Origin of the sequence: Streptomyces fuscichromogenes (assembly GCF_014645815.1) — a bacterium.
Classification (GTDB): domain Bacteria; phylum Actinomycetota; class Actinomycetes; order Streptomycetales; family Streptomycetaceae; genus Streptomyces; species Streptomyces fuscichromogenes.
On record NZ_BMML01000003.1, the window covers coordinates 121,038 to 143,567 of the forward strand.

Below are 22,530 nucleotides of genomic sequence, written 5' to 3' on the forward strand. Positions count from 1 at the left end.
TCCGAACGAGCCGGGGGTGGTGGTCACCTGGGCAGCCAGGCACGGATCGCCGCGGCCGTGCCGGCGGCCTCCCGGTGGAGCAGGGAGTAGTGGTCGCCGGGCAGGTCCGCGCCGTCGTGCGGCAGCGGCCAGTGCGGCCGCCAGTCGTCGCCTGGCGCGCCGCGCAGCATCTCCGCGGTGGGCCGGCCGCGCAGCAACAGGGCCGGTACCGGCGACGGTTCGGGCCGCCAGCTCTCCATCACACGGACGTACCCGCCGCCGACGATCAGCAGGGAGTCGTCCAGCCGGTCGACCACCTCGGTGTCGAGCCCGGCACCCGCGGACATCAGCGCCTGCCCGCGCGCGTCCCCCCGGCGCAGCACACCGGCATGGGAGTCGAGCAGCACCACCCCGGCAGGCGGCTCTCCCTCCGCCGCCAACTGGCGTGCCACGGCATGGGCGATGGCGCCGCCCGCGCAGTAGCCGACGAGGACCGGCGGCTGCTCGACGGGCAGCGAGCGCACGGTGTCGGCGTGCGCCCGCACCAGCGTGGCCACGCTGTCCGGAACGGCCCGCCGGATGCCGAAACCGGGATGCTCCAGCACATGCAGATCCCGCTCGCCGTCGAACTGCCCGGCCAGGCCGGTGGGCAGGCGCAGGTGCGGTGCCATGTAGTCGGGCAGGTAGACCAGCGGGACGCCGTCGCCGTGGGCGAGTTGGAGCGGCGGAACGGTGTGCCGGGCCCGCTCCTCGGCGGCGAAGACCGGCAGGGCGTACGACGCGACGAAGCGCAACGTCATCGCCGCCTGCGGGCCTTCCTCGCGCAGGACACGGTGGTAGAGGGAGCTGAACCGGTAGGGGGAGGAGGCGAGTTGGGCGGGGACGGGGACGGGGGCGGGGTCGGAGGTGTGTGCGAGCTCGGGCAGGGGTTGCCGAAGGCCGTCGGCAGGCTCCGTTCCCGGCGCCGCGCCCTCGTCGAGCAGCACCCCGTGGATGTGTGCCGCCAGTTCGGGCAGCGTCGGGTACTCCAGGACGACCGTCGGTGACAGGCGGACCCGGGTGAACGCGCTGAGGCGGTTGCGGACCTGGACCGCGGACAGGGAGTCGAAGCCGATCTCGGTGAAGGAGCGGTCCGCGGGCAGGGCGGACGGCTCCGTGAAGCCCAGCACCGCAGCGATCTCGGCATGGATCAACTCGCTCAGCAGCGCGAGGTGTTCGGATGGCGCGACGGCGGCGAGCCGGTCGCGCCAGGCGCCCGGCGTCTGGGTGACGTCGACCGGGGGCGACGCGTCGACGGCGGCCCGGCCGCGCGGCAGCAGATCGGCGAGGACGGCCGGCGCGCCCGGCCCCGCCACGGCCCGCAGGTCCAGCGGTACCGGCACCAGGACCGGTTCGGGACGGCGCAGCGCCGCATCGAGGAGAGCGATGCCCTCCCGCTCGCCGACGGGCAGCGCACCCCCCTCGCGCAGCCGGTCCGGCGCGACCCGGCCCGCCATGCCCGCCGCGTCCGCCGTGGTCCACGGCCCCCACGCCAACGACTGCGCGGGCAGGCCGCGGGCCACCCGATACCGGGCGAGCGCGTCCAGGAACCCGTTCGCGGCGGCGTAGTTCGACTGCCCCGGCCTGCCCAGCACGCCCGCGGCCGAGGAGTACAGCACGAAGGCCGTCAGACCGAGGTCCCGCGTCGCCTCGTGCAGATGCCAGGCACCGTCCGCCTTGGGCGCGAGCACGGCCGCGATCCGCTCGGGCGTCATGGCGTCCGTCACGCCGTCGTCCACCACACCGGCCAGGTGGAAGACGGCGGTGAGCGGCGGCCGACAGGACGCGACCAGCGCGTCGACGGCGGCGCGGTCGCGCACGTCGCACGCCACCACGCGTACGTCGGCGGTCAGTTCGTCCGCCCAGTCCGGGACCTTTCCACCGCGGCCGGCCAACAGCAGGTGCCTGACCCCGCGTTCGGCGACCAGGTACCGGGCCAGGCTCGCCCCGAGCGCACCGGTGCCCCCGGTCACGAGGACGGTCCCCTCGGGATCCAGGCCGGGGGGCTCGGCGGCCGGCGGATCGGCGGGGGCGAGCCGGGGCACCCTGGCCACACCGGCACACAGGGCGAGTTCCGGTTCGCCGGAGCGCAGCGCAGCCGCCACGGCCGCCGGCGTGGCCACGCCACCCTGCCGGTCGACCAGCACGAGCCGGCCCGGATGTTCGGCCCCGGCGCTACGGACGAACCCGGCGACGGCGGCCTCGGCCGGGTCGGGGGAGTCTCCGGTGGCGTTCCCGGTGAGGACCAGCAGCCGTCCCGGCCGTACGTCGGCGGTCCACTCCCGCACCCGCGCCAGCACCGTAGCGAGCAGCGCCCGCACCCGGTCGGGCATGGGAGTGTCCGGGGGCAGGGCGGCGGCCGTCCCGGCCACATCGAGCACCTCGTGCTCGGGGTCCGTGCCGCCCTCCGGGCCGGCGGTGTCGGCCGCGGCCACGGGACGCCAGGCGAGCCGGTACGTCTCGGTCGGCGGCGGGGTCGCCGGGAGGGTCCGGGTGACCACGGACTCCACCGCCGCCACCGGCTGCCCGGCCCCGTCGGTGAGGGTGACGCCGAACTCGTCCGGGCCCAGCCGCCGTACGACCGCGCGCGCGGCGGCGGCACCGGTCGCGTACACCGTCACCCCGGAGCAGGTGACCGGCGCCTTCGGCTCGCCCGGCTCCTCGGCCAGCAGCGCGGCATGCAGGGCCGCGTCGAACAGGGCCGGGTGCAGGGTGTACGACCGCGCGGCCGCCGCTTCCCCGGGCGGCAGCGCCAGTTCGGCGAAGGTCTCGTCGTCCCGCCGCCACAGCGCGGTGACCGCGCGGAAGGCGGGCCCGTAGTGATGGCCCTGGTCGGCGAGGCGGTCGTAGTCGACGGCGATCCGCTCCGCGCCCACCGGCGGCCAGGCACCGGGCGCTTCCCGGGGCGGCGCCCCGGCCGGGGCGGTCGTCGCGGTGGCGTGCCGGGTCCACGGCTCGGATGTGCCGGCCCGACGGCCCCAGACGGTGACCGGCCGCCCGCCCGTCCCGTCCGGCGTCCCGGCCACCACCTGCAGCTGTGCCCCCTGCCCGGGAGCGAGGACGAGCGGGGCGTGCAGAGCGAGTTCGGCCAGCCGGACCGGCCCGGCGGAGCCGTCGGCGCGGGCCGCGGACTCGGCGAAGACGGTCGCGGGCACCACCACCCGGCCGCCGATCACATGGTCGGCCAGCCAGGGACGGCCGTCGAGGGAGAGTACGGCGGTGTGCCGGATCCCGGGCCCGTCGGCATCGGGCACCGGCTCGCCCAGCAGCGGATGGCCGGACCCGCTCTGCGGCCGGACGGCGTCCAGCCAGTAGCGCTGCCGCCGGAAGGGGTGGGTCGGCAGCGGACGCCGTCGGGCACCGGAGCCCGCGTACACCGACCGCCACTCCACTCCGACCCCGTGCACGTGCAGCGCGGCCAGCGCCTCGACCGACGTCCGGGCGTCGCCGCAGGAGACGAACACCGCATCCGCGTCCGGCCCGACACACTCCTCCGCCGCCACGCCGAGTGCGGGGGACGGGCCGGCCTCCACGAAGGCCGTGACGCCGTCCGCGGCGAGCACGCTCACCGCGTCGGCGAACCGGACCGTCTCACGGGCCTGCCGCACCCAGTGCCCGGCGGTGGCGAGCGCGCCGGTCTCCGCGCGCCCGGTCAGCGTGGACACGACCGGCACGGTCGGCCGCCGGTAGGTAACCGACTCGGCGACCGCGCGGTACTCGGCCAGCACCGGGTCCAGGAGCGGCGAGTGGAAGGCATGGCTCACCCGCAGCCGGCGCTGCGGCCGTCCGACGGCGGCGGCCAACGCCGTCACCGCGTCCTCGGGCCCGGACAGCACGACCGACTCCGGTCCGTTGACCGCCGCGACCGCGACGGCCCGCCCGGGAACCCGGTCGAGCAGCGGCGTCACCTCGGCCAGCGGCGCCCGGACCGCGATCATCGCGCCGCCCGCGGGCAGCGCCGCCATCAGCCGACCGCGTGCGGCGACCAGCCGTACCGCGTCGGCACGTGAGAACACCCCGGCGACATGGGCGGCGGCCAGCTCGCCGACCGAGTGTCCGACCAGACGGTCCGGGTGCACGCCGAAGCCGGCGAGGAGGGAGTGCAGGGCCACCGCGTAGGCGAAGAGCGCGGGTTGCGCGTAGTCGGTACGGTCCAGCAGGCCCGGGTCGTCGATCACGTCCAGCAGGGGGCGGTCGAGCCAGGGGGTGAACTCCGCGCACAGTTCCGTGAACGCCGCGTCGAAGGCGGGGAAGGCGGCCCGCAGGTCGCTGCCCATTCCGGGGCGCTGGGCTCCCTGGCCGGGGAAGAGCAGGGCCACCTTCGGCCGTGGGCGCGCGGTGCCCCGCAGCAGCGCCGGACCGTCCGCACCGGCGGCCAGCTCGCGCACCCCCCTGAGCAGGCCTTCGGCGTCCGGTGCCAGCACGGCCGCCCGGTGCGACAGCGGGGCCCGCGTCGTGGCCAGCGAGAACGCGACGTCGAGGGCGTCAGCGTCCTCCCGCACGTCGGTTAGCTCGACCGCCAGCCTCGCGGCATGAGCCCGCACCCCGGCCTCGTCACCCCCGCCGACCAGCCAGGGCAGCACCGGCAGCCTGCCCACCGCCAACCCCTCCGCACCTGCGCCGACGCCCTCGATACCCGCTTCGACGCCCCCGCCGCCCGCTTCGACGCCCTCCGCATCGGCCCCACCACCGACCACTGGACCGACCACTGGACCGACCACTGGACCGACCGCTGGACCGACCGCTGGACCGACCGCTTTGCCGACCGCTTCACCGACCGTGGACCCGCCTGCCGGGCCGGTCGCCGGATCGATCGCGGGGCTGATCGCGGGACCGGCTGCCGGATCGGTCGCCACATCGACCACCGGACTGACTGTGGGACTGATCGCCGGATCAACCGCCCGATCAACCGTCGGATCGGCTGCCGGAATAACCGCCGGGTCGGCTGCCGGTGGTTCCTCGATGATCACGTGGGCGTTCGTGCCGCCGATGCCGAACGACGAGATCGCGGCTCGGCGCGGACGGTCGCGGCGTGGCCATGGGCGGGCTCGGTCGAGGAGGCGTACCGCACCGGCGGACCAGTCGACGTGCGGTGACGGCCGCTCCGCGTACAGCGAGGCGGGCAGTTCGTCGTGGTGCATCGCCTCGATCATCTTGATCAGCCCCGCCACCCCCGACGCGGCCTGGGTGTGCCCCAGGTTCGACTTCACCGAGCCCAGCCACACCGGTTCGGCCGCCGGGTCACGGCGCTGCCCGTAGGTCGCGAGCAGGGCGCCCGCCTCGATCGGGTCGCCGAGCGCCGTGCCCGTGCCGTGTCCCTCGACCGCGTCGACGTCGGCCCCCGACAGCCCGGCGTCGGCCAGCGCCAGCCGGATCAGCTCTCGCTGTGCCTCGCCGTTGGGAGCGGTCAGGCCGTTCGACGCGCCGTCCGAGTTGACGGCGGAACCGCGCAGCACCGCCAGCACCGGATGGCCGTTGCGGCGGGCGTCCGACAGCCGCTCCAGCAGCACCAGACCGACCCCCTCGGCCCAGGCGGTACCGTCCGCGCCCGCGGCGAACGACCGGCAGCGCCCGTCCGGCGACAGCCCCCGCAGCCGGCTGAACACGACGAACGGCCGTGGATTGGACAGCACCGTCACCCCGCCCGCCAGCGCCAGCGAGCACTCCCCGGCCCGCAGCGACCGGGCCGCCAGGTCCAGCGCCACCAGCGAGGACGAGCACGCCGTGTCCAGGGTCAGCGCCGGACCGCGCAGGCCGAGGACGTAGGAGATCCGGCCGGACGCCACGCTCGGCGACGAGCCGATGCCGAGCTGGGCCTCCAGCTCGTGCGCCGACCGCCCGCCGCCGTACCCGCCGGCGTGCATCAGACCCACGAACACGCCCGTGTCGGTGCCGCGCAGCTCCGGTGCCGGGATCCCGGCCCGTTCGAGGGTCTCCCAGGCGACCTCCAGGAGCAGCCGTTGCTGAGGATCGGTGGCCAGCGCCTCGCGGGGCGACATGCCGAAGAACAGCGGGTCGAAGTCCGCGGCCCCGTCGAGGAACCCGCCGCGACGGGTGTACGTCGTCCCGGGCCGGTCGGGGTCGGGATGGTGCAGGGAGGCGAGGTCCCAGCCCCGGTCGGTGGGGAACTCACCGGTGGCGTCACGGCCTTCGGCCACCAGGCGCCAGAGGTCCTCGGGCGAGTTCACGCCGCCCGGAAAGCGGCAGCCGACCGCCACGACCGCCACCGCCTCGCTCTCGGGACCGCGCCGGGCAGGGGGCACCGTCCCGGCGGGCGCGGCCCCGGCCCCGGCCCCGGCCTCGGCCTCGGCAGGTACCGGCCCGACGGTCCCGTGCAGCAGGGCGTCCAGGTGGGACGCGACCGCGGCCGGGCTCGGGTGGTCCCACACCAGCGTCGCCGGCAGCCGCAGCCCGGTGCGGGTGCCGAGCCGGTGCCACAGGGTCATGGCGTCCATCGACGTCAGCCCGAGATCGGCGAACGCCGTGCCCGGGTCGGCGGCCGTCCCCCGGATCGCCGCCGTCTCCGTGCACACCAGGTCGGTCAGCGCGGCGCGCCGCTCACCAGGCGTCCGGGCGGCCAGTTCGGCGAGTCGCGGATCGGCCGGGCGGTCGGTGAGCGCCCGGCGCAGCAGGGCCCGGCGCGGTTTGCCGCCGGAGGTGCGCGGTACCGCCGGGGTCAGCAGCACCTCCTCCGGCACCTTGGGCGCGGAGAGCACCACGGCGCAGGCCCGCAGCAGCGACGCCGGATCGAGGTCCGCGCGGTCCGGCACCACGAACGCCACCGGAACCTCGCCGAGCAGCGGATGGGCCCGCCCGACCACGGCCGCGTCCCGCACCCCCGGCAGGCCGCACAGCACCCGCTCCACCTCGGCCGGGTCGACGTTCTCGCCGCCGCGCACGATACGGTCGCCCGCCCGGCCGGTGACGGTCAGAAAACCGTGCTCGTCGAGGCGCCCCAGGTCACCCGTGCGGTACCAGCCGTCGCGCAGGGCGTCGGCGGTCTCCTCGGGCCGGTTGTGATAGCCGAGCATGACGCCGGGACCGCGGACCCAGATCTCGCCGTCACCGCCGCCGCCACCATTGCCCTGGGACCTGCCGTCCCCGGTGTCGGCGCCGCGGTACCTGCCGTCCCCGGTGTCGTCGCCGTCACCGCGGGACCTGCCGTCCGCGCCGTCCCGTTCCGCCGCGGCGGTCCGAACCTCCACCTCCATACCGGGCAACGGCGTCCCGCTGCTGCCGCGCACCCGCGGCCCGCCGGGGGACTCCACCGCGATCTTGCCGCAGGTCTCGGTGCTGCCGTAGCCGTCCAGCAGCGGGGCGCCGAACCGTGCCTCGGCCTCCTCCCGCAGCTCGGGGTCGCTGGGCGCGCCGGCCGTGACGCACAGCCGCAGCGAGGGCACGGCACCCAGGCCGGCGTCCAGCAACTGCCGGTAGGTGAGCGGGCCCCCGGCCAGCACGGTCGGCGCGTACTCGCCGACCAGCCGGGCCAGCGCGGCCGGTTCCCGGGCCGTGCCGATCCGGGCGCTCGCCCCGGCCATGGTGGTGCCGAGGACGCAGAGCGAGTGGGCGTAGGTGTGCGACAGGGGCAGCGGCCACAGGACGCGGTCCGCCGCCGACAGCCCGAGCCGGGGCAGATAGCAGGCGGCCGAGGACCAGAGCGCGGACCGCTGGCTGGAGATCGCGGCCCTGCTGGTACCGGACGTCCCCGAGGTGTAGAGGAGCCAGGCGGGCTCGTCCAGGCCCAGGTCGTCCGGGGGAGCGGACGACGGTGTCGTGGCCTGTGTCTCCCAGGAGGTGACCCCGTCGGGCAGCGGTCCCTCGCCGGTGACCAGCAGCGGGACGGGACGTCCGGCCGTCAGCCGCGTGATCCGTGGCAGGTGGTGCCGGTCGGTGACCAGCACGTCCGGAGCGCAGTCGGCCAGCAGGCCGGCGAGCTCGGCGTCCGTGGCGCGGGAGCTCAGCGGCACCCCCACCGCACCCGCCCGCACCGTGGCGAGCAGCCCTTCGACCAGTTCCACGCCGTCACCCAGGCAGAACGCCACCCGGGCCGCACGGCCGATCCCCGCTCCTGTCCTCAGCCCGGCCGCCAACCGGCCGGTCCTGCGCTCCAGCTCGGCCCAGCTCACCGTCCGCCGGTCATCGGCGAAGGCGGCCTTCCCGCCGTGGCGCACCGAGTTCTCGACGAGCAACTCCGCAACGGGCCGTACGGCCGCCACCCCCGTGACTCCCACCAGGCTCCCCCTCGGTCCAACATCCCTGTTGCCCGTCCCCGTCGGCGAGCCTACGGCGGACCGCACCGCAGCCGTCCGCGGCTCGCTGGGCCGGGCACTTTCCCCTTAGGAGGGCGCGGTCGGGGCCGGGGTTGCAGCGCCTGGGCGATCGGCGTTGTCTGGAGGTATCCGATGGTGAAACAAGAGCGCCCAGGGCAGCGGCACGGACCGGGTGCTCCGTCCCGGCTGTTCCTCCTGGCCAGGCCCGGCCCGCGCGGTCCGTCGTCGCCCGGCGTTCGACGCGGAGGTGAGCCAGGTGAAAGCCGTCGTCTACGAGAAGCCCTTCAGCGTCACGGTCCGGGACGTCGACGATCCCCGTATCCAGCACCCGAACGACGTGCTGGTACGGGTCACGTCGAGCGCCATCTGCGGATCCGACCTGCACATGTACGAGGGACGTACGGCCGCCGAGTCGGGCATCGTCTTCGGACACGAGAACCTCGGCATCGTCGAGGAGATCGGCTCCGGCGTGACCTCGCTGTCCGAGGGCGACCGGGTGGTCATGCCCTTCAACGTCGCCTGCGGCTTCTGCAAGAACTGCCTGGCGGGCCGGACCGGCTTCTGCCTCACGGTGAATCCGGGCTTCGCCGGCGGCGCCTACGGCTATGTGGCCATGGGCCCCTACAAGGGCGGGCAGGCAGAGCTGCTGCGGGTGCCGTTCGCCGACTTCAACTGCCTGAAGCTGCCGCCGGGCAACGAGTTCGAGACCGACTTCGTGCTGCTCGCGGACATCTTCCCGACCGGTTACCACGGCTGTGAGCTCGCCCAGGTGATCCCGGGCGAGAGCGTCGCCGTCTTCGGGGCCGGTCCGGTCGGGCTGATGGCCGCGTACTCCGCGCTGCTGCGCGGTGCGGCCAAGGTGTTCTCGGTCGACCGCGTGCCCGAGCGGCTTGCCAAGGCGGAGCAGATCGGGGCGATACCGATCGACTTCACCAAGGGCGACCCGGCCGAACAGATCAAGGAACAGACCGGGGGCGAGGGCACGGACAAGGGTGTCGACGCCGTCGGCTACCAGGCCCAGGCGCACGACGCGAGCCACGAGGAACCCGCCGTCGTCCTGAACACCCTGGTCGAGACGGTCCGGCCGACCGGCATGCTCGGCGTACCGGGTCTGTACGTCCCGTCCGACCCGGGTGGCCCCGACGAGCATGCCAAGCACGGCCAGCTGCTGGTGTCCATCGGCAGGATGTTCGAGAAGGGGCAGCGGATGGGCACCGGTCAGTGCAACGTCAAGCAGTACAACCGGCAGTTGCGTGACCTGATCATCGCGGGGCGGGCCAAGCCCAGCTTCGTGGTCTCCCATGAACTGCCGCTGGAGGAGGCGCCGGGCGCCTACGAGAAGTTCGACCAGCGGATCGAGGGCTACACCAAGGTCGTCCTGCACCCCGGGCACGCGCTCGCGGCGTAGCACCGGCGACGACCGACGCGGCGGGCCGCCGGCCATGACCGGCCCGCCGCGCTCGGCCCTGGCCGTACGGTTACGGCTACGGATACGGCTACGGCTGCCGGGCGGGAACCCCGCGGGGCCGGGACCGGTCGATCGCCCGGCGCAGCGTGGCCGTGTCGAAGTCCGGGACGGCCTCGCCCTGCGCGTAGGTCAGGACGTGCTCGGCGACGGTGCGCAGCTTGGTGTTGGTGCGCTGGGACACCTCACGCAGCACCTCCCAGGCGTTCTCCGGGGACATCCGGCCGCAGACGACGACCGCGCCGATGGCCTGGTCGATGACGGCGTGCGAGGTGACCGCCCGGCGCAGCTGGGCGGTCTCGGCCCGGAGCCGGTCGTACTCCGCGGCCAGTTCGGTGGCCGACAGCAACCGCAACGGCTGCGTGCGGGAGAGCGCGAAGAACGCCATGAATCACCTCGACAGGGGACGGGAACCGGGGTCAGCTCTACGGCTTCCCCCGGACCCCACCCGTACGCGACCGGAATCACGCCGTGTGGACCGGACCGGTGTCCGGCCGCCGGCTAGTGGTGACGCCCCGCGGGCGCGTTCCGGTCCTCCCCGGCCGACGGTGTGGCGTCCCCGTGCCCGAGGACCGGGTCCGCCGCAGCGTCCGCCGTCGCCTCCGCGCGGTCGGCGTGGCCCGGCCACCAGGCGGCGTGGCCGATCAGCGCCGTGAGGCTCGGGGTGAAGAACATCGCCATCACGAAGGCGGCGACCGCGATGCCGAAGGAGACCGCGAAACCCATCTCCGTGAGCAGCGAGTTGCCCGCCAGCATCATGGTGGCGAAGGTCGCCGCGAGGATGAAGCCCGCCGCTGCCACGGTGGGACCCGCGTGCCGCAGCGCCCTGCCGGCCGCCTCGCGCGGGTCCCGGCCCTCCCGGGCCTCCTCACGGAGCCGGGCGATCATGAGGATGTTGTAGTCCGTGCCGATCGCGACCACGAACAGATACATGATCACCGGCAGCATGAACATCAGCCCCGGCTTGTTCTGCGCCTCCTGGAAGATCCAGACCGTGGTGCCGAGCGTGGCGCCGAAGCCGAGTCCCACCGAGGCCATCAGGTACCAGGGAGCGACCACGCTGCGCAGCAGCAGTCCCAGGATCACCATGATCAGCAGTGCGGCGACCGGGAACACCGTCCGGTAGTCGTGGTTGACCGCGGAGTCGATGTCCTTGTAGATCGAGGACATACCGCCGACGAGCGCCTCGGTCCCGCCGGGAGCGTCGGCGTGCGCGACGTCACGCACCCGGCCCACCGCCTCGATCGCCTTGTCCGTCGAGGCCTCGTACTTGAGGGTGACGGTGAAGTCCGCCGTGGTACCGGCCTTGTTCACCTGGGCCATCCGGGCGCTCGCCACCCCGTCCACGGCCCCGAGCCTGCTCGCGTACGCGTCGAAGGCGGACGTGTCCAGCGGCTTGCCGTCGGTGCTGGAGAGGTAGACGTCGGTGGGCGCGGCGGCACCGGCCGAGTACGCGCTCTGCATCCGGTCCTGGACGACCATGGACTCCTTGGTCTTGGGCATCGAGCCCGACGCCAGGTCGAACGTGGCGTGGAAGCCCAGGGTCCCCAGCGACAGCACCACCAGCACGAGACCGGAGACCGCGGCGGTCAGCCCCGGGCGGCGCTGCACACCACGGCCGAGCGCCGCGAAACGGGCGTTGGAGGGCTCCTGCTGCCAGGACTTCGAGGGCCAGAACACCTTCGGACCGATCAGCGACACGACGGCCGGGATCAGGGTCAGGCCCGCCACCAGGGTGACGGAGACCGCGATGGCCAGCGCCGGGCCCATCTGCTTCAGGAAGCCGAGCGTGGACAGCACCAGCGCGAGGAAGGCGATGATGACCGCGCCGGCCGCGGAGGCGATCGCCTCGCCGACCCGCGCGACCGCGTTGACCATGGCCTCCTTGGGTTCGTCACCCCCGCGCAGGCGTTCGCGGTACCGGAACATCAGGAACAGGAAGTAGTCCGTGCCCACGCCGAACAGCACGACGATCAGGATCGACGACACGGAACTGTTGGCCTGCAGGCCGAACAGCTTGGTGGCGTAGGCGATGAGCCCGTTGGCGATCGCGGACACCACGCCGATCACGATCAGCGGCAGGAACGCGAGGATCGGCGCCCGGAAGATGATCAGCAGGGTGACCAGGATGATCACGAACGTGCCGATGCCGATCAGCGCCTCACCGCGCTTGGAGGAGTCCTGCTGGTCGAGGGCCTGTGCGGCCGAACCGCCCAGCCTGACCTCCAGGTTCGTGCCCTTGGCCAGTTGCCTGACGTCGGCGCGCAACACCTTGGCCGCGTCCGCCTGTACGGGCTGGCCGGCGTTCTTGCTGTCCATCTGCACCAGGGTCAGGTCGTACCTGCCGTCCTTCGACGGCTGGCCGGGGACCACCTTCTGGACCTGGTCGATGTGCTTGCCGCCCAGCTCGGTGGTGATCCGGGCGACGTCCTTCTTGTCCTCGGCGGTGAGTCTGCCGCCGTCGGTGCGCTGGTAGAGCGCGATCGCGGACGGGGTGAAGGCGCTGGGGAACGCCTTCGCCTGGAGATCGGCCGCCTGGATGGACTCGTAGCTCTTGGGCAGGAAGCTGCTCTCGTCGCTGTTCGAGGGCAGGCTCGGGGCGGTGGCGACGATCGCCACCGCCGCGATCAGCCATGCCACGATCGTCCAGACTGGATGTCGGACGACGGCACTGCCAATTCGTCGGAACATGCGGAAGGTCCTCCTGGGTAGGAAGATCACCGCAGCCCGGGGAGCGGACCCTGGCATCGGCGACCCCGACCGGCACGCATCCAACGGGCCGGTCGCATGGTTGTCTTGAGGCCATATGTTAGGGATCGGCTGTGAGGTTCGGTCCAGTGGGTTTTCCGCACCGCACGTATCTGCGTTTTTCCCGGCACCCGCGGGCGGCCCCGTCATCTGTACGGCGGCGGTCCGGTCGGCCACCATCGGAGACCTGATCGCGGCACCGTCGCCCGTCCCCGAGAGGCCGAACCATGTCAACGATCGGTCAGTGGCAGCTGCGGGCCGCCTTCGCGGTACGGCTGTCGGAGATGTACGGACGGGAGGTGCCCGCCTACACGACCCTGGTGGACGTCTCCCGCGAGGTCAACGAGGACGTCCTGCGCGCCCGCGGGGCCGACGCCGAACGCCTCGGCTCCATCGGCAGGGTGACCGCCGAGCGGCACGGCGCCATCCGCGTCGGCACCCCGCGCGAACTGCACCAGGTCGCCCGTGTCTTCGGCGCCCTCGGCATGCACCCGGTCGGCTTCTACGACCTGCGGGAGGCCGCGGCCAGCGCGGTCCCGGTGGTCTCCACCGCCTTCCGGCCGGTCGACGCCGAGGAACTCGCCCGCAACCCCTTCAGGGTGTTCACCTCCCTGCTCACCCCGGCCGACCCCCGCTTCTTCGACGCGGACCTGCGCGCCCGCCTGGAGAGGTTCCTCGCCGCCCGTGAGCTCTTTCCCCCGGAGCTGCTCACGCTCGCCGACCGCGCCACGGCCGACCGCGGACTGCCGGCCGAGGACGCCGAGCGCTTCCTCGAACTGGCCGTACAGGCCTTCGAGCTGTCGGCCGAACCCGTGGACCGGGCCTGGTACCGGACCCTGGAGAAGGTCTCCGCCGTCGCCGCCGACATCGGCGGTGTCCGCAGCACCCACATCAACCACCTCACGCCCCGCGTCCTGGACATCGACGAGCTGTACCGCCGGATGACCGACCGCGGCATCGAGATGATCGACACCATCCAGGGCCCGCCGGCCTGGAAGGGCCCCGACGTCCTGCTGCGCCAGACCTCCTTCCGTGCCCTGGCCGAACCCCGCGCGATGCGCACCGAGGACGGCGGTGTGGTCAGCGGCGCCCTGCGGGTGCGCTTCGGCGAGGTCGAGGCCCGCGGCATCGCCCTCACCCGCGCGGGACGTGCCCTCTACGACGAACTCCTCGGCCGCGTCGACGAGCAGGCCGCCGAGCAGCCCGCGGCGGCCCGCGCCGACCTCGCGCGAGCGGTCTGGGAGCGGTACCTGCCCGGCAGCGAGGAGGAACTGGCGGCGCGGGGGCTGGCGTACTTCACCTACCGGCTCGCCGACGACCGGCCGCGCGACGGCCTGGAACCGCCCACCGCTCTCGCCGAACTGGTCCGACAGGGCTGGGTGCGTGCCGAACCCGTCGTCTACGAGGACTTCCTGCCCCGCTCCGCCGCCGGCATCTTCCAGTCCAACCTCGGCGCCGAGGGCACCCGCGACTACGAGCAGCAGGGCACCGCCCACGACGCCGACTGGCTCTCCGGCGCCGTCGGCCGCGAGGTCCTCGACCCCTTCGCCCTCTACGAGCGGCAGCAGGACCAGTCCCTCGCCCGGGTCGCCCGAGCCCTCGGCCGCACCGCCCCCGTCCGCTGACCCCGCACCCCTCTGGAGGACCAGGATGACCAGCACCGCGCTGCCCACCACGGACGAGCTGCGCGCCCGCGCCCGCGCCTGCCTGCGGAACATCGGCGCGGAGGTGGCCGAGGGCGAGGACTTCCCGGCCCGGACCCCCATCACCGGCGAGCCCCTCTTCGGCCTGCGGGCGGCCGGCGAGACCGACGTCGAGGAAGCCCTCACCGCCGCCCGTGCCGCCTTCCTGACCTGGCGCACCACCCCGGCCCCGCGCCGCGGTGACCTGGTGCGCAGGCTCGGGGAGCTGCTGCGCGAGCACCGGAGCGACCTGGCCGACCTGGTCACCGTCGAGGCGGGCAAGATCCGCTCCGAGGCGCTCGGCGAGGTCCAGGAGATGATCGACATCTGCGACTTCGCGGTCGGCCTGTCCCGCCAGCTGTACGGCCGTACGATCGCCTCCGAACGTCCCGGTCACCGTCTGGCCGAGACCTGGCACCCGCTCGGCGTGGTCGGCGTCGTCTCCGCCTTCAACTTCCCCGTGGCCGTCTGGTCCTGGAACACCGCCGTCGCCCTGGTCTGCGGCGACACCGTGGTCTGGAAACCCTCGGAACTCACCCCGCTGACCGCCCTGGCCTGCCACCGCCTGCTGGCCCGCGCCGCCGAGGAGACCGGCGCCCCGCGCGACGTGCACCGCCTGCTGCTCGGTGACCGCGCGGTCGGCGAGCGCCTGGTCGACGACCCCCGGGTGGCCCTCGTCAGCGCCACCGGCTCCACCCGCATGGGCCGCGAGGTCGGCCCGCGCGTCGCCGCCCGCCTCGGCCGCAGCCTGCTGGAGCTCGGCGGCAACAACGCCGCGATCGTCGCCCCCTCCGCCGACCTCGACCTCGCCGTCCAGGGCATCGTCTTCGCGGCGGCCGGCACGGCCGGCCAGCGCTGCACCACACTGCGCCGGCTGATCGTCCACCGCGACATCGCCGACAGCCTCGCCGAGCGCCTGACCACCGTCTACGGAAAGCTCCCGGTGGGCGATCCGTTCGACGCCACGACCCTGGTCGGCCCGCTCGTCACCACCGGCGCCCTCGACCGCATGCAGCACGCCCTCACCCGGGTCCGGGCCGACGGCGGCGAGCTCCTGGCCGGAGGCAACCGGCGGCTGGCCGAGGCGGCACCCGCGGCGGCCTACACCGAGCCGGCCCTGGTCCGCGTCGACGAACAGACCGACGTCGTAAGGGAGGAGACCTTCGCACCGATCCTCTACGTCCTCGGCTACGACACCCTCGACGAGGCGATCGCACTCCACAACGACGTCCCGCAGGGCCTGTCGTCCAGCATCTTCACCCGCGACCAGCGGGAGGCCGAGGTCTTCCTGTCCGCCGCCGGCTCCGACTGCGGCATCGCCAACGTCAACATCGGCACCTCCGGAGCCGAGATCGGCGGCGCCTTCGGCGGCGAGAAGGACACCGGCGGCGGTCGCGAGTCCGGCTCCGACGCCTGGAAGTCGTACATGCGCTCCGCCACCAACACCGTCAACTACTCCGGCGAACTCACCCTGGCCCAGGGCGTCAGCTTCCTCTGACCGGCGGCGGCTCGCCGGACTCCCCGGCGACCGGGTGGTCCCTGCCGTCCTCGGCCGCCTCGGCCGCGTCGGCCGCTCCCTCGGGCAGCAGGAAGGCGGTGAGGGCGGCCGTGTCGTCCTGGAGCTGGTCGTGGCTGTACTCCAGCAGGTCCTGGTGGAGCCGTTCCAGCAGCTCCGGGGGCGGCATGGGGCCCCAGGAACGCAGCCGCTGGAGCAGCGGGTAGAAGGAGCCGGCCGGATCCCGGGTCTCCGTGACGCCGTCCGTGTACAGCAGCAGCTGGTCGCCGGGGCCGAAGGCGTAGGTGTCGACGCGGTAGGGATCCCCGACGAGCATGCCGAGGTTCAGCGGCGGCCCCGGCTGTCCCCGGTCCAGCTCCCGCACCTCGCCGGGGCGGATCAGCAGCGGCGGCGGGTGGCCGCAGTTGAGGATGCGGATGATCCGCCGGTCCTCGGGGACCTCGGCGAAGACGGCCGTCACGAACCGCTCGCCGATCTCGGTCCCGCCCAGCCAGTCGGCCCGCCGCGCCATGCTGATGTCCACCCGCTCCACCAGGGCGCGCAGGTCGGGTTCGTCGTGCGCGGCCTCGCGGAACGCGCCCAGCATCGCCGCCGCGGTCTCCACCGCGAGCAGCCCCTTGCCGCGGACGTCCCCGATGAGGAGCCGTACCCCGTGGGCGGTCGGCACCGCCTCGAAGAGGTCGCCGCCGATCCGCGCCTCCGCGGCGGCGGACAGGTAGAAGCTCTCCAGCAGCAGGTTCCCGATCCGGTGCGGGACCGGTCTGAGCAGGACGCGCTGTGCGATCTCGGCCACGAACCGGACGTCGGCCAGGGTGCGTTCCCGGCGGGTCCGGTGCGCCGCGAGGATGGTGCCCAGGGCGCCCACCAGGGCGGTACACACGTAGGCGGCCACATAGTGCCGCTCCCAGATGTAGCCGACGGAGCGCCCCGCACAGCACGGGGTTCCGGCCAGTAGGAGTTCGAGGCCCACGGCGAAGACGGTGGCGACCGCGACGATGACGGGCGGGTGTGCGAAGGCGGTCACCAGCGGCAGGGCGATCAGCACGAAACTCACCGGCCACTGGACGGGGGTGACCGGTTCGATCAGCAGCACGCCGACGACGTACATGACCGGCAGCCAGCGCATCCACGCGGGTGGCGGCGCGGGCGTTGGTGGGTTGCGACCGTCGTGCCTCACCCGGGACTCCTGGCATACGCATCTGGACAAGGGGCCCAGCCTCCAGGGCCACCGCCCGGCACGCCGGTGATTGCTCCACTCAGCGGCATGTTCTGACTCCACAGAATCATTCGCGCCAAGCATCGAAACATTCGGAGTTAGGAGGGAGGATTCTTGGATCTTCTGGAGGTTCATCTCCGGTTGATTTGATCTTCGAGGATTCTTCCGATTACTTCAGCTGGGGAAATGGCCGAAGTGGCGCATCGAAGGTTTCGAAATAATTACCGAAACCGTTGACAGGTGACATGCGCAGACCAACACTCCCCACCAGGCCACACCCGCACAGGCCCTACGAGGAGGCATCCCATGAACCCGCTCGACCATGTCCTGAGCCGCAGGAGTGCCGGCGCCCTGCTGCTGGGCGCCGCCGCCGGGCTGGCGCTGCCCGGCACCGCCCGGGCCGCCACGGTCGTCACCACGAACCAGACCGGCACCAACAACGGCTACTACTACTCGTTCTGGACCGACGCCCAGGGCACGGTCTCCATGACCCTCGGCTCCGCCGGCACCTACGGCACCAGCTGGAGCAACACCGGCAACTTCGTCTGCGGCAAGGGCTGGAGCACCGGCGCCCGCCGCAACGTGACCTACTCCGGCAGCTTCAGCCCGTCCGGCAACGGCTACCTGTCCCTCTACGGCTGGACCTCGAACCCGCTCGTCGAGTACTACATCGTCGACAACTGGGGCACCTACCGGCCCACCGGCACGTACAAGGGCAGCGTCACCAGCGACGGCGGCACCTATGACATCTACCTGACGACGCGGTACAACGCCCCGTCCGTCGAGGGCACCAGGACCTTCAACCAGTACTGGAGCGTCCGCCAGGCGAAGCGGACCGGCGGCACCATCACCACCGGCAACCACTTCGACGCCTGGGCCAGGGCCGGCATGTCCCTCGGCAGCTTCAGCTACTACCAGATCCTCGCGACCGAGGGCTACCAGAGCAGCGGCAGCTCCACCATCACGGTGGCGTGATGGGTGCCGCAGCCGAGCACGCGTCCCGTCCGCTGACGGCCGCCCTCGCCGCCGTCGCACTGGCCGCCGCGGGCACCCTCGCCGTCGGCGCCGCCCCGGCCCACTCGGCCGGCTGCGCCGGCTACGTCGGCCTCACCTTCGACGACGGACCCTCCACCGCCCACACCCCGGCCCTGCTCAACGCGCTCAGGGCGAACGGGCTGCGGGCCACCCTGTTCAACGAGGGCCAGTACGCGGCCGCCTACCCCGCCCAGGTCCGGGCCGAGGTGAGCGCCGGCATGTGGGTCGGCAACCACAGCTACACCCACCCGCATCTGACCCAGGAGACCCAGGCGCAGATCGACTCCGAGATCTCCCGCACCCAGTCGGCCGTCGCCGCGGCCGGCGGCGGGACACCGGTCCTGTTCCGGCCGCCCTACGGCGAGACCAACGCGACCGTGCGCACGGTCGAGGCCAAGTACGGGCTGACCGAGATCATCTGGGACGTCGACTCGCAGGACTGGAACGGCGCGAGCACCGACGCGATCGTGCAGGCCGTCGGACGGCTCGGCAGCGGTCAGATCATCCTCATGCATGAGTGGCCGGCCAACACCCTGGCCGCGATCCCGCGCATCGCACAGACCCTCGCGGCCAAGGGGCTCTGCTCCGGGCGGATCTCCGCACAGACCGGCCGCGCGGTCGCTCCCTGAGAAAGCGGCGGCACCCGTGGCGCGGCGGTCCGTCAACCGCCGCGCCCTTCTCATGACTTCGGATGAACAGCGAACTCCCGGAGTCCTCCCGTCGATAGGTTCGGCACCGTGGACTACTACGACCTGGGCGGTCACAGCCGGCGCGTCACGACGTCGTCCCCCGAAGCGCAGACCTGGTTCGACCGGGGACTGAACTGGACCTACGCCTTCAACCACGAGGAGGCCGTCCGCTGTTTCGAGGCGGCCGGCGCGGCCGACCCGGCCTGCGCCATGGCCGACTGGGGCGTCGCCTACGCCCTCGGGCCCAACTACAACAAGCCCTGGGACTTCTTCGACGAACAGGAACTCGCCCGTACGGCCGAGCGCACCCACGCCGCCGTGGAACGCGCCCATGCGAAGGCCGCGCACGCCACCCCCGTCGAACGCGCCCTGATCGAGGCGCTGCGGACCCGCTACCCCCAGGCCGCCGCCCCGGACGCGGCGGCCTGCTCGGTGTGGAACACGGCCTACGCCGACAGCATGCGCGCCGCCTACGACCTGGCCCCCGACGACCTCGACGTCGCGACCCTGTACGCCGACGCCCTGATGAACCTCACCCCCTGGCAGCTCTGGGACATCCGCACCGGCCTGCCCGCCGACGGCGCCCGCACGGAGCAGGCCGCGGCCGTCCTGGAACGGGCCCTCGCCGCCGAGGCGGGCACCCGGCACCCCGGGCTGCTGCACCTCTACATCCACCTGATGGAGATGTCGCCCACCCCCGAGACCGCCCTGCCGGTCGCCGACCTGCTGCGTGGCCTCGTGCCCGACGCCGGGCACCTCCAGCACATGCCCTCGCACCTGGAAGCGCTCTGTGGCGACTACCGGCGCGTCGTCTGCGACAACGCCGCGGCCGTCGCCGCCGACGAGAAGTACCACGACCGCGCCGGCGCCATGAACTTCTACACCCTCTACCGCTGCCACAACCTGCACTTCGGGATCTACGGCGCGATGTTCCTGGGCCGCTTCCAGGACGCCCTCGCCACGGCCGGACGGCTCGAAGCCGCCGTCCCGGAGGAACTGCTGCGCGTGCAGAGCCCGCCGATGGCCGACTGGCTGGAGGGCTTCCTGGCCATGCGGGTGCACGTGCTGGTCCGCTTCGGCCGCTGGGACGACATCCTGCGCCTGCCGCTGCCCGCCGACCCCCTGCTGTACTGCGTGACCACCGCGATGCTGCACTACGCGCGCGGTGTCGCGCACGCGGCCACCGGCCGGATCCCCGAGGCCGAGACCGAGCGGGCCCGATTCCGGGACGCGGTCGCCGCGGTCCCGGCGAGCCGCATGCTGTTCAACAACACCTGCGCCGACATCCTGGCGATCGCCTCCGCCATGCTCGACGGCGAACTCGCCTACCGCAGAGGCGACTTCGACACGGCCTTCAGCGAGCTGCGGCGGTCGGTCGAGCTGGACGACAACCTCCCCTACGACGAACCCTGGGGCTGGATGCAGCCCACCCGGCACGCCTACGGCGCCCTGCTCCTCGAACGCGGCCGGATCGCCGAGGCCGAGGCGGTGTACCGGGCCGACCTCGGCCTGGACGACACCCTGCCCCGGCCGTTGCAGCATCCGGGAAACGTGTGGGCGCTGCACGGCCTCCACGAGTGCCTGCGGCGGCTCGGCCGGGAGGGCGAGGCGGGGATCGTGGCGCAGCAGCTGAAGCTCGCGGGCGCTTTCGCGGATGTGCCGGTCAGGGCTTCGTGCTTCTGTCGGGCGGAGTGCTGCGGTACCTGACCAGGGGGCGTCGTGTGTCCGCGGCGCCGTCGTGGCTGGTCGCGCAGTTCCCCGCGCCCCTGACGGGGTGCTGATCTGCGGGGCGCTGTCAGAGTGCCCGCGCCACCAGGAGGGCCACGTCGTCGTGGTCGTCGGGGTGGCGGAGGCCGTGGAGGAGGAGGTCGCAGGTCTCTTCCAGTGGGCGGTGGGGTTCGTCCAGGAAGCCGAGGAGGACGTCGAGGCGGTCGTCGATGGGGTGGCGGCGGGTCTCGACCAGGCCGTCGGTGTACAGCACCAGCAGGTCGCCCGCGTCGAGGGTGACGGTCGTGGTCTCGAAGGGGACGCCGCCGACGCCGAGCGGGGCGGCCGGCGGCAGCTCCAGCAGGGCCGGCGGCCGGTCGGAGTGCACCAGAGCCGGCGGCATGTGCCCCGCGTTGGCCATCTCGCAGCGCCTGGTGTGCGGGTCGTACACCGCGTACAGGCAGGTGACGATGTAGTGCTCCAGATCGCAGGTGATCCGGTCCAGGTGCCGCAGCACCGAGGCCGGGGGCAGCTCCAGGTCCGCGTAGGCACAGGTGGCGGTGCGCAGCCGGCCCATGGTGGCGGCCGCGTCGATGCCGTTGCCCATCACGTCGCCGACGACCAGGGCGGTCCTGTCCTGCGACAGCGGGATCACGTCGTACCAGTCGCCGCCCACCTCGCTGGTCGCCTGGGCCGGTTCGTAGCGGGAGGCCAGTTCGAGGCCGGTGTGCGAGGGCGGATGGTCGGGCAGGAGGCTGCGCTGGAGGGTGAGGGCGGTGTTGCGGACGCTCTGGAACCAGCGGGCGTTGTCGATGGCCACGGCCGCCCGGCCCGCCAGCTCGCTGGCGAGGACGACGTCGTCCTCGTCGAAGGGGAGCGGATTGCTGGTCCGTTTGAGGTCGAGGGCGCCCAGTACCTCGCCGTGCGCGATCAGCGGCACCACGAGATACGAGTGCACGCCCGCCTGCTCCAGCAGGGCGCCGGCCTCCGGGCTGCGGGCGATACGCGGCAGATCGTGCCTGCCGACCCGCGGGACCAGCACCGGGCGGGCGGTGTGCACGCACAGCGTGACCAGCCGGTCGCCGTCATAGGCCGCGAGGTCACCGGGCGGGTCGGCGGCCCGCAGCGCGACCGTGGGACCGGCCGCCTTGAGGGCGAGGGCCCGGAACAGCTCCGGGCCGTTGTCGGGGCGGCGCGAGCGGCGCAGGGCGAGCGCCGAGTCCAGCACGTCCACCGCGACCACGTCCGCGAGCACCGGGGTGGCGACCTCGGCCAGCTCGTGCGCCGTGCGCTCCACCTCCAGCGAGGTGCCCACCCGGGCCGAGGCGTCCGCGATGAGGGCCAGACGGCGCCGGGCCCGGTCGGCCTCGGCGGCCGCGCGGTGCCGTTCCGTGACGTCGACGACCGAGAGCGCCGCGCCCAGGACCCGGCCACCGGGATCCTCCAGCCGGTAGAACGACAGCGACCAGGCGCGCTCGTGCTCGGGATCGGCCGGCGGGCGGCCCACGTGGTACTGGTCGAGCAGCGGCGTGCCCGTGGTCAGCACCTGGCGCAGCGCCGACTCCACGGTGTCGATGTCGGGCAGCGGCAGCGTCTCCCGCAGATGCCGGCCGATGTGCTCCTCGGCGGGGACGCCGTCGATCCGCTCCAGCGCCGGGTTGACCAGGAGGTAGCACAGGTCGGGATCGAGCAGGGCCAGACCGATCGGGGACTGGTTGATCAGCCGCTCGCACAGCGCCAGGTCGGTCTCCACCCGCTGCAGCAGGTTGTGGTCCGCGACGATGCCCAGGGCGTAGACGTCGCCGAGGTCGTCCAGCAGCCGCATGGTGCGGAACTCCATCAGCCGGCTGCTGCCGTCCTTGTGCCGTACCGGGAAGGCACCGGCCCAGCTGTGCCCGGTCTCCAGCACCTCCGTGAAGACGTTCACCGCCGCCTTCAGATGCTCCGGGTCAATGAGCAGGCGCGCCGCGTTCTTGCAGAGGGCCTCCTCGGACGTGTAGCCGAAGAGATCCTCGGCCTGGGGGGTCCAGAACACGATCCGGCCCTGTGAGTCCAGCGCCACCGCCGCCACGCTCAGCACGTCCAGCAGACTGGTCGGACGCGGTCTGCCGGAACCTTCGGCGTCACCGGACCGCAGGGAATCCATCGCCATCCCTCAACCACCTCCACCGGCCGCCGGACCGA

At 73.3% G+C, this 22,530-nt stretch carries 10 protein-coding genes and 1 pseudogene; 6 read left to right on the forward strand and 5 right to left on the reverse strand.

The features are described 5' to 3' along the window. Positions 1–23: 23 nt before the first annotated feature. A complete protein-coding gene (locus IEZ11_RS07660) occupies positions 24–8,249 on the reverse strand; it encodes a type I polyketide synthase (protein ID WP_189261852.1) in 8,226 nt (2,741 codons plus the stop codon). A gap of 295 nt (positions 8,250–8,544) precedes the next feature. On the opposite strand from IEZ11_RS07660, the gene IEZ11_RS07665 reads away from it, so the two are divergent. Beyond that, positions 8,545–9,696 (forward strand): glutathione-independent formaldehyde dehydrogenase, encoded by a 1,152-nt coding sequence (locus IEZ11_RS07665; RefSeq protein WP_189261853.1) that lies wholly within the window; start codon positions 8,545–8,547, stop codon positions 9,694–9,696. Between the two features lie 88 nt (positions 9,697–9,784). Here the strand turns inward: IEZ11_RS07665 and IEZ11_RS07670 are convergent, their stop codons facing one another. Then, the gene (locus IEZ11_RS07670) at positions 9,785–10,141 is read right to left on the reverse strand and encodes an ANTAR domain-containing protein (RefSeq protein WP_189261854.1); all 357 of its coding nucleotides are present in this window, start codon (positions 10,139–10,141) and stop codon (positions 9,785–9,787) included. A 113-nt stretch (positions 10,142–10,254) separates the two neighbouring features. Next, positions 10,255–12,444, reverse strand: a complete 2,190-nt coding sequence (locus IEZ11_RS07675; RefSeq protein ID WP_189261855.1) for an MMPL family transporter — start codon at positions 12,442–12,444, stop codon at positions 10,255–10,257. 284 nt (positions 12,445–12,728) lie between these two features. Between IEZ11_RS07675 and hglS the strand changes: the two genes are divergently transcribed. Then, positions 12,729–14,126: a 2-oxoadipate dioxygenase/decarboxylase gene (gene hglS, locus IEZ11_RS07680; protein WP_189261856.1), complete on the forward strand. Its 1,398-nt coding sequence runs from the start codon at positions 12,729–12,731 to the stop codon at positions 14,124–14,126. Between the two features lie 25 nt (positions 14,127–14,151). After that, positions 14,152–15,681: an L-piperidine-6-carboxylate dehydrogenase gene (amaB, locus tag IEZ11_RS07685; protein ID WP_189261857.1), complete on the forward strand. Its 1,530-nt coding sequence runs from the start codon at positions 14,152–14,154 to the stop codon at positions 15,679–15,681. On the opposite strand, the gene IEZ11_RS07690 is transcribed toward amaB, so the two are convergent. Then, positions 15,668–16,825: a PP2C family protein-serine/threonine phosphatase gene (locus IEZ11_RS07690; RefSeq protein ID WP_189262210.1), complete on the reverse strand. Its 1,158-nt coding sequence runs from the start codon at positions 16,823–16,825 to the stop codon at positions 15,668–15,670. The two genes, amaB and IEZ11_RS07690, sit on opposite strands and share 14 nt — an antisense overlap. Positions 16,826–17,221: 396 nt before the next feature. Here IEZ11_RS07690 and xynA point away from each other — a divergent pair, with 396 nt between their 5' ends. The 3 genes and pseudogenes from xynA to IEZ11_RS07705 all read left to right on the forward strand — a co-directional run bounded on the left by xynA (position 17,222) and on the right by IEZ11_RS07705 (position 20,346). Further along, positions 17,222–17,890 carry an endo-1,4-beta-xylanase XynA gene (gene xynA, locus IEZ11_RS07695; RefSeq protein WP_189261858.1) on the forward strand — a complete coding sequence of 223 codons (669 nt, stop codon included), beginning with the start codon at positions 17,222–17,224 and terminating at the stop codon, positions 17,888–17,890. Continuing rightward, positions 17,890–18,576, forward strand: a pseudogene (locus IEZ11_RS07700) (polysaccharide deacetylase family protein); the annotation flags it as partial. The gene xynA and the pseudogene IEZ11_RS07700, both read left to right, overlap by 1 nt. 111 nt (positions 18,577–18,687) lie before the next feature. Beyond that, positions 18,688–20,346 (forward strand): tetratricopeptide repeat protein, encoded by a 1,659-nt coding sequence (locus tag IEZ11_RS07705; RefSeq protein ID WP_189261860.1) that lies wholly within the window; start codon positions 18,688–18,690, stop codon positions 20,344–20,346. An 88-nt stretch (positions 20,347–20,434) separates the two neighbouring features. On the opposite strand, the gene IEZ11_RS07710 is transcribed toward IEZ11_RS07705, so the two are convergent. Next, complete coding sequence (locus IEZ11_RS07710) at positions 20,435–22,498, reverse strand: SpoIIE family protein phosphatase (RefSeq protein WP_189261861.1); 2,064 nt, start codon at positions 22,496–22,498, stop codon at positions 20,435–20,437. Positions 22,499–22,530 lie beyond the last annotated feature (32 nt).

Excerpts from the sequence above, each read along its gene's own strand:
- IEZ11_RS07670 (WP_189261854.1), bottom strand. The coding sequence starts at position 10,141 with ATGGCGTTCTTCGCGCTCTCCCGCACGCAGCCGTTGCGGTTGCTGTCG.
- IEZ11_RS07675 (WP_189261855.1), bottom strand. The coding sequence starts at position 12,444 with ATGTTCCGACGAATTGGCAGTGCCGTCGTCCGACATCCAGTCTGGACG.
- hglS (WP_189261856.1), top strand. The coding sequence starts at position 12,729 with ATGTCAACGATCGGTCAGTGGCAGCTGCGGGCCGCCTTCGCGGTACGG.
- amaB (WP_189261857.1), top strand. The coding sequence starts at position 14,152 with ATGACCAGCACCGCGCTGCCCACCACGGACGAGCTGCGCGCCCGCGCC.
- IEZ11_RS07690 (WP_189262210.1), bottom strand. The coding sequence starts at position 16,825 with ATGCGCTGGCTGCCGGTCATGTACGTCGTCGGCGTGCTGCTGATCGAA.
- xynA (WP_189261858.1), top strand. The coding sequence starts at position 17,222 with ATGAACCCGCTCGACCATGTCCTGAGCCGCAGGAGTGCCGGCGCCCTG.
- IEZ11_RS07710 (WP_189261861.1), bottom strand. The coding sequence starts at position 22,498 with ATGGCGATGGATTCCCTGCGGTCCGGTGACGCCGAAGGTTCCGGCAGA.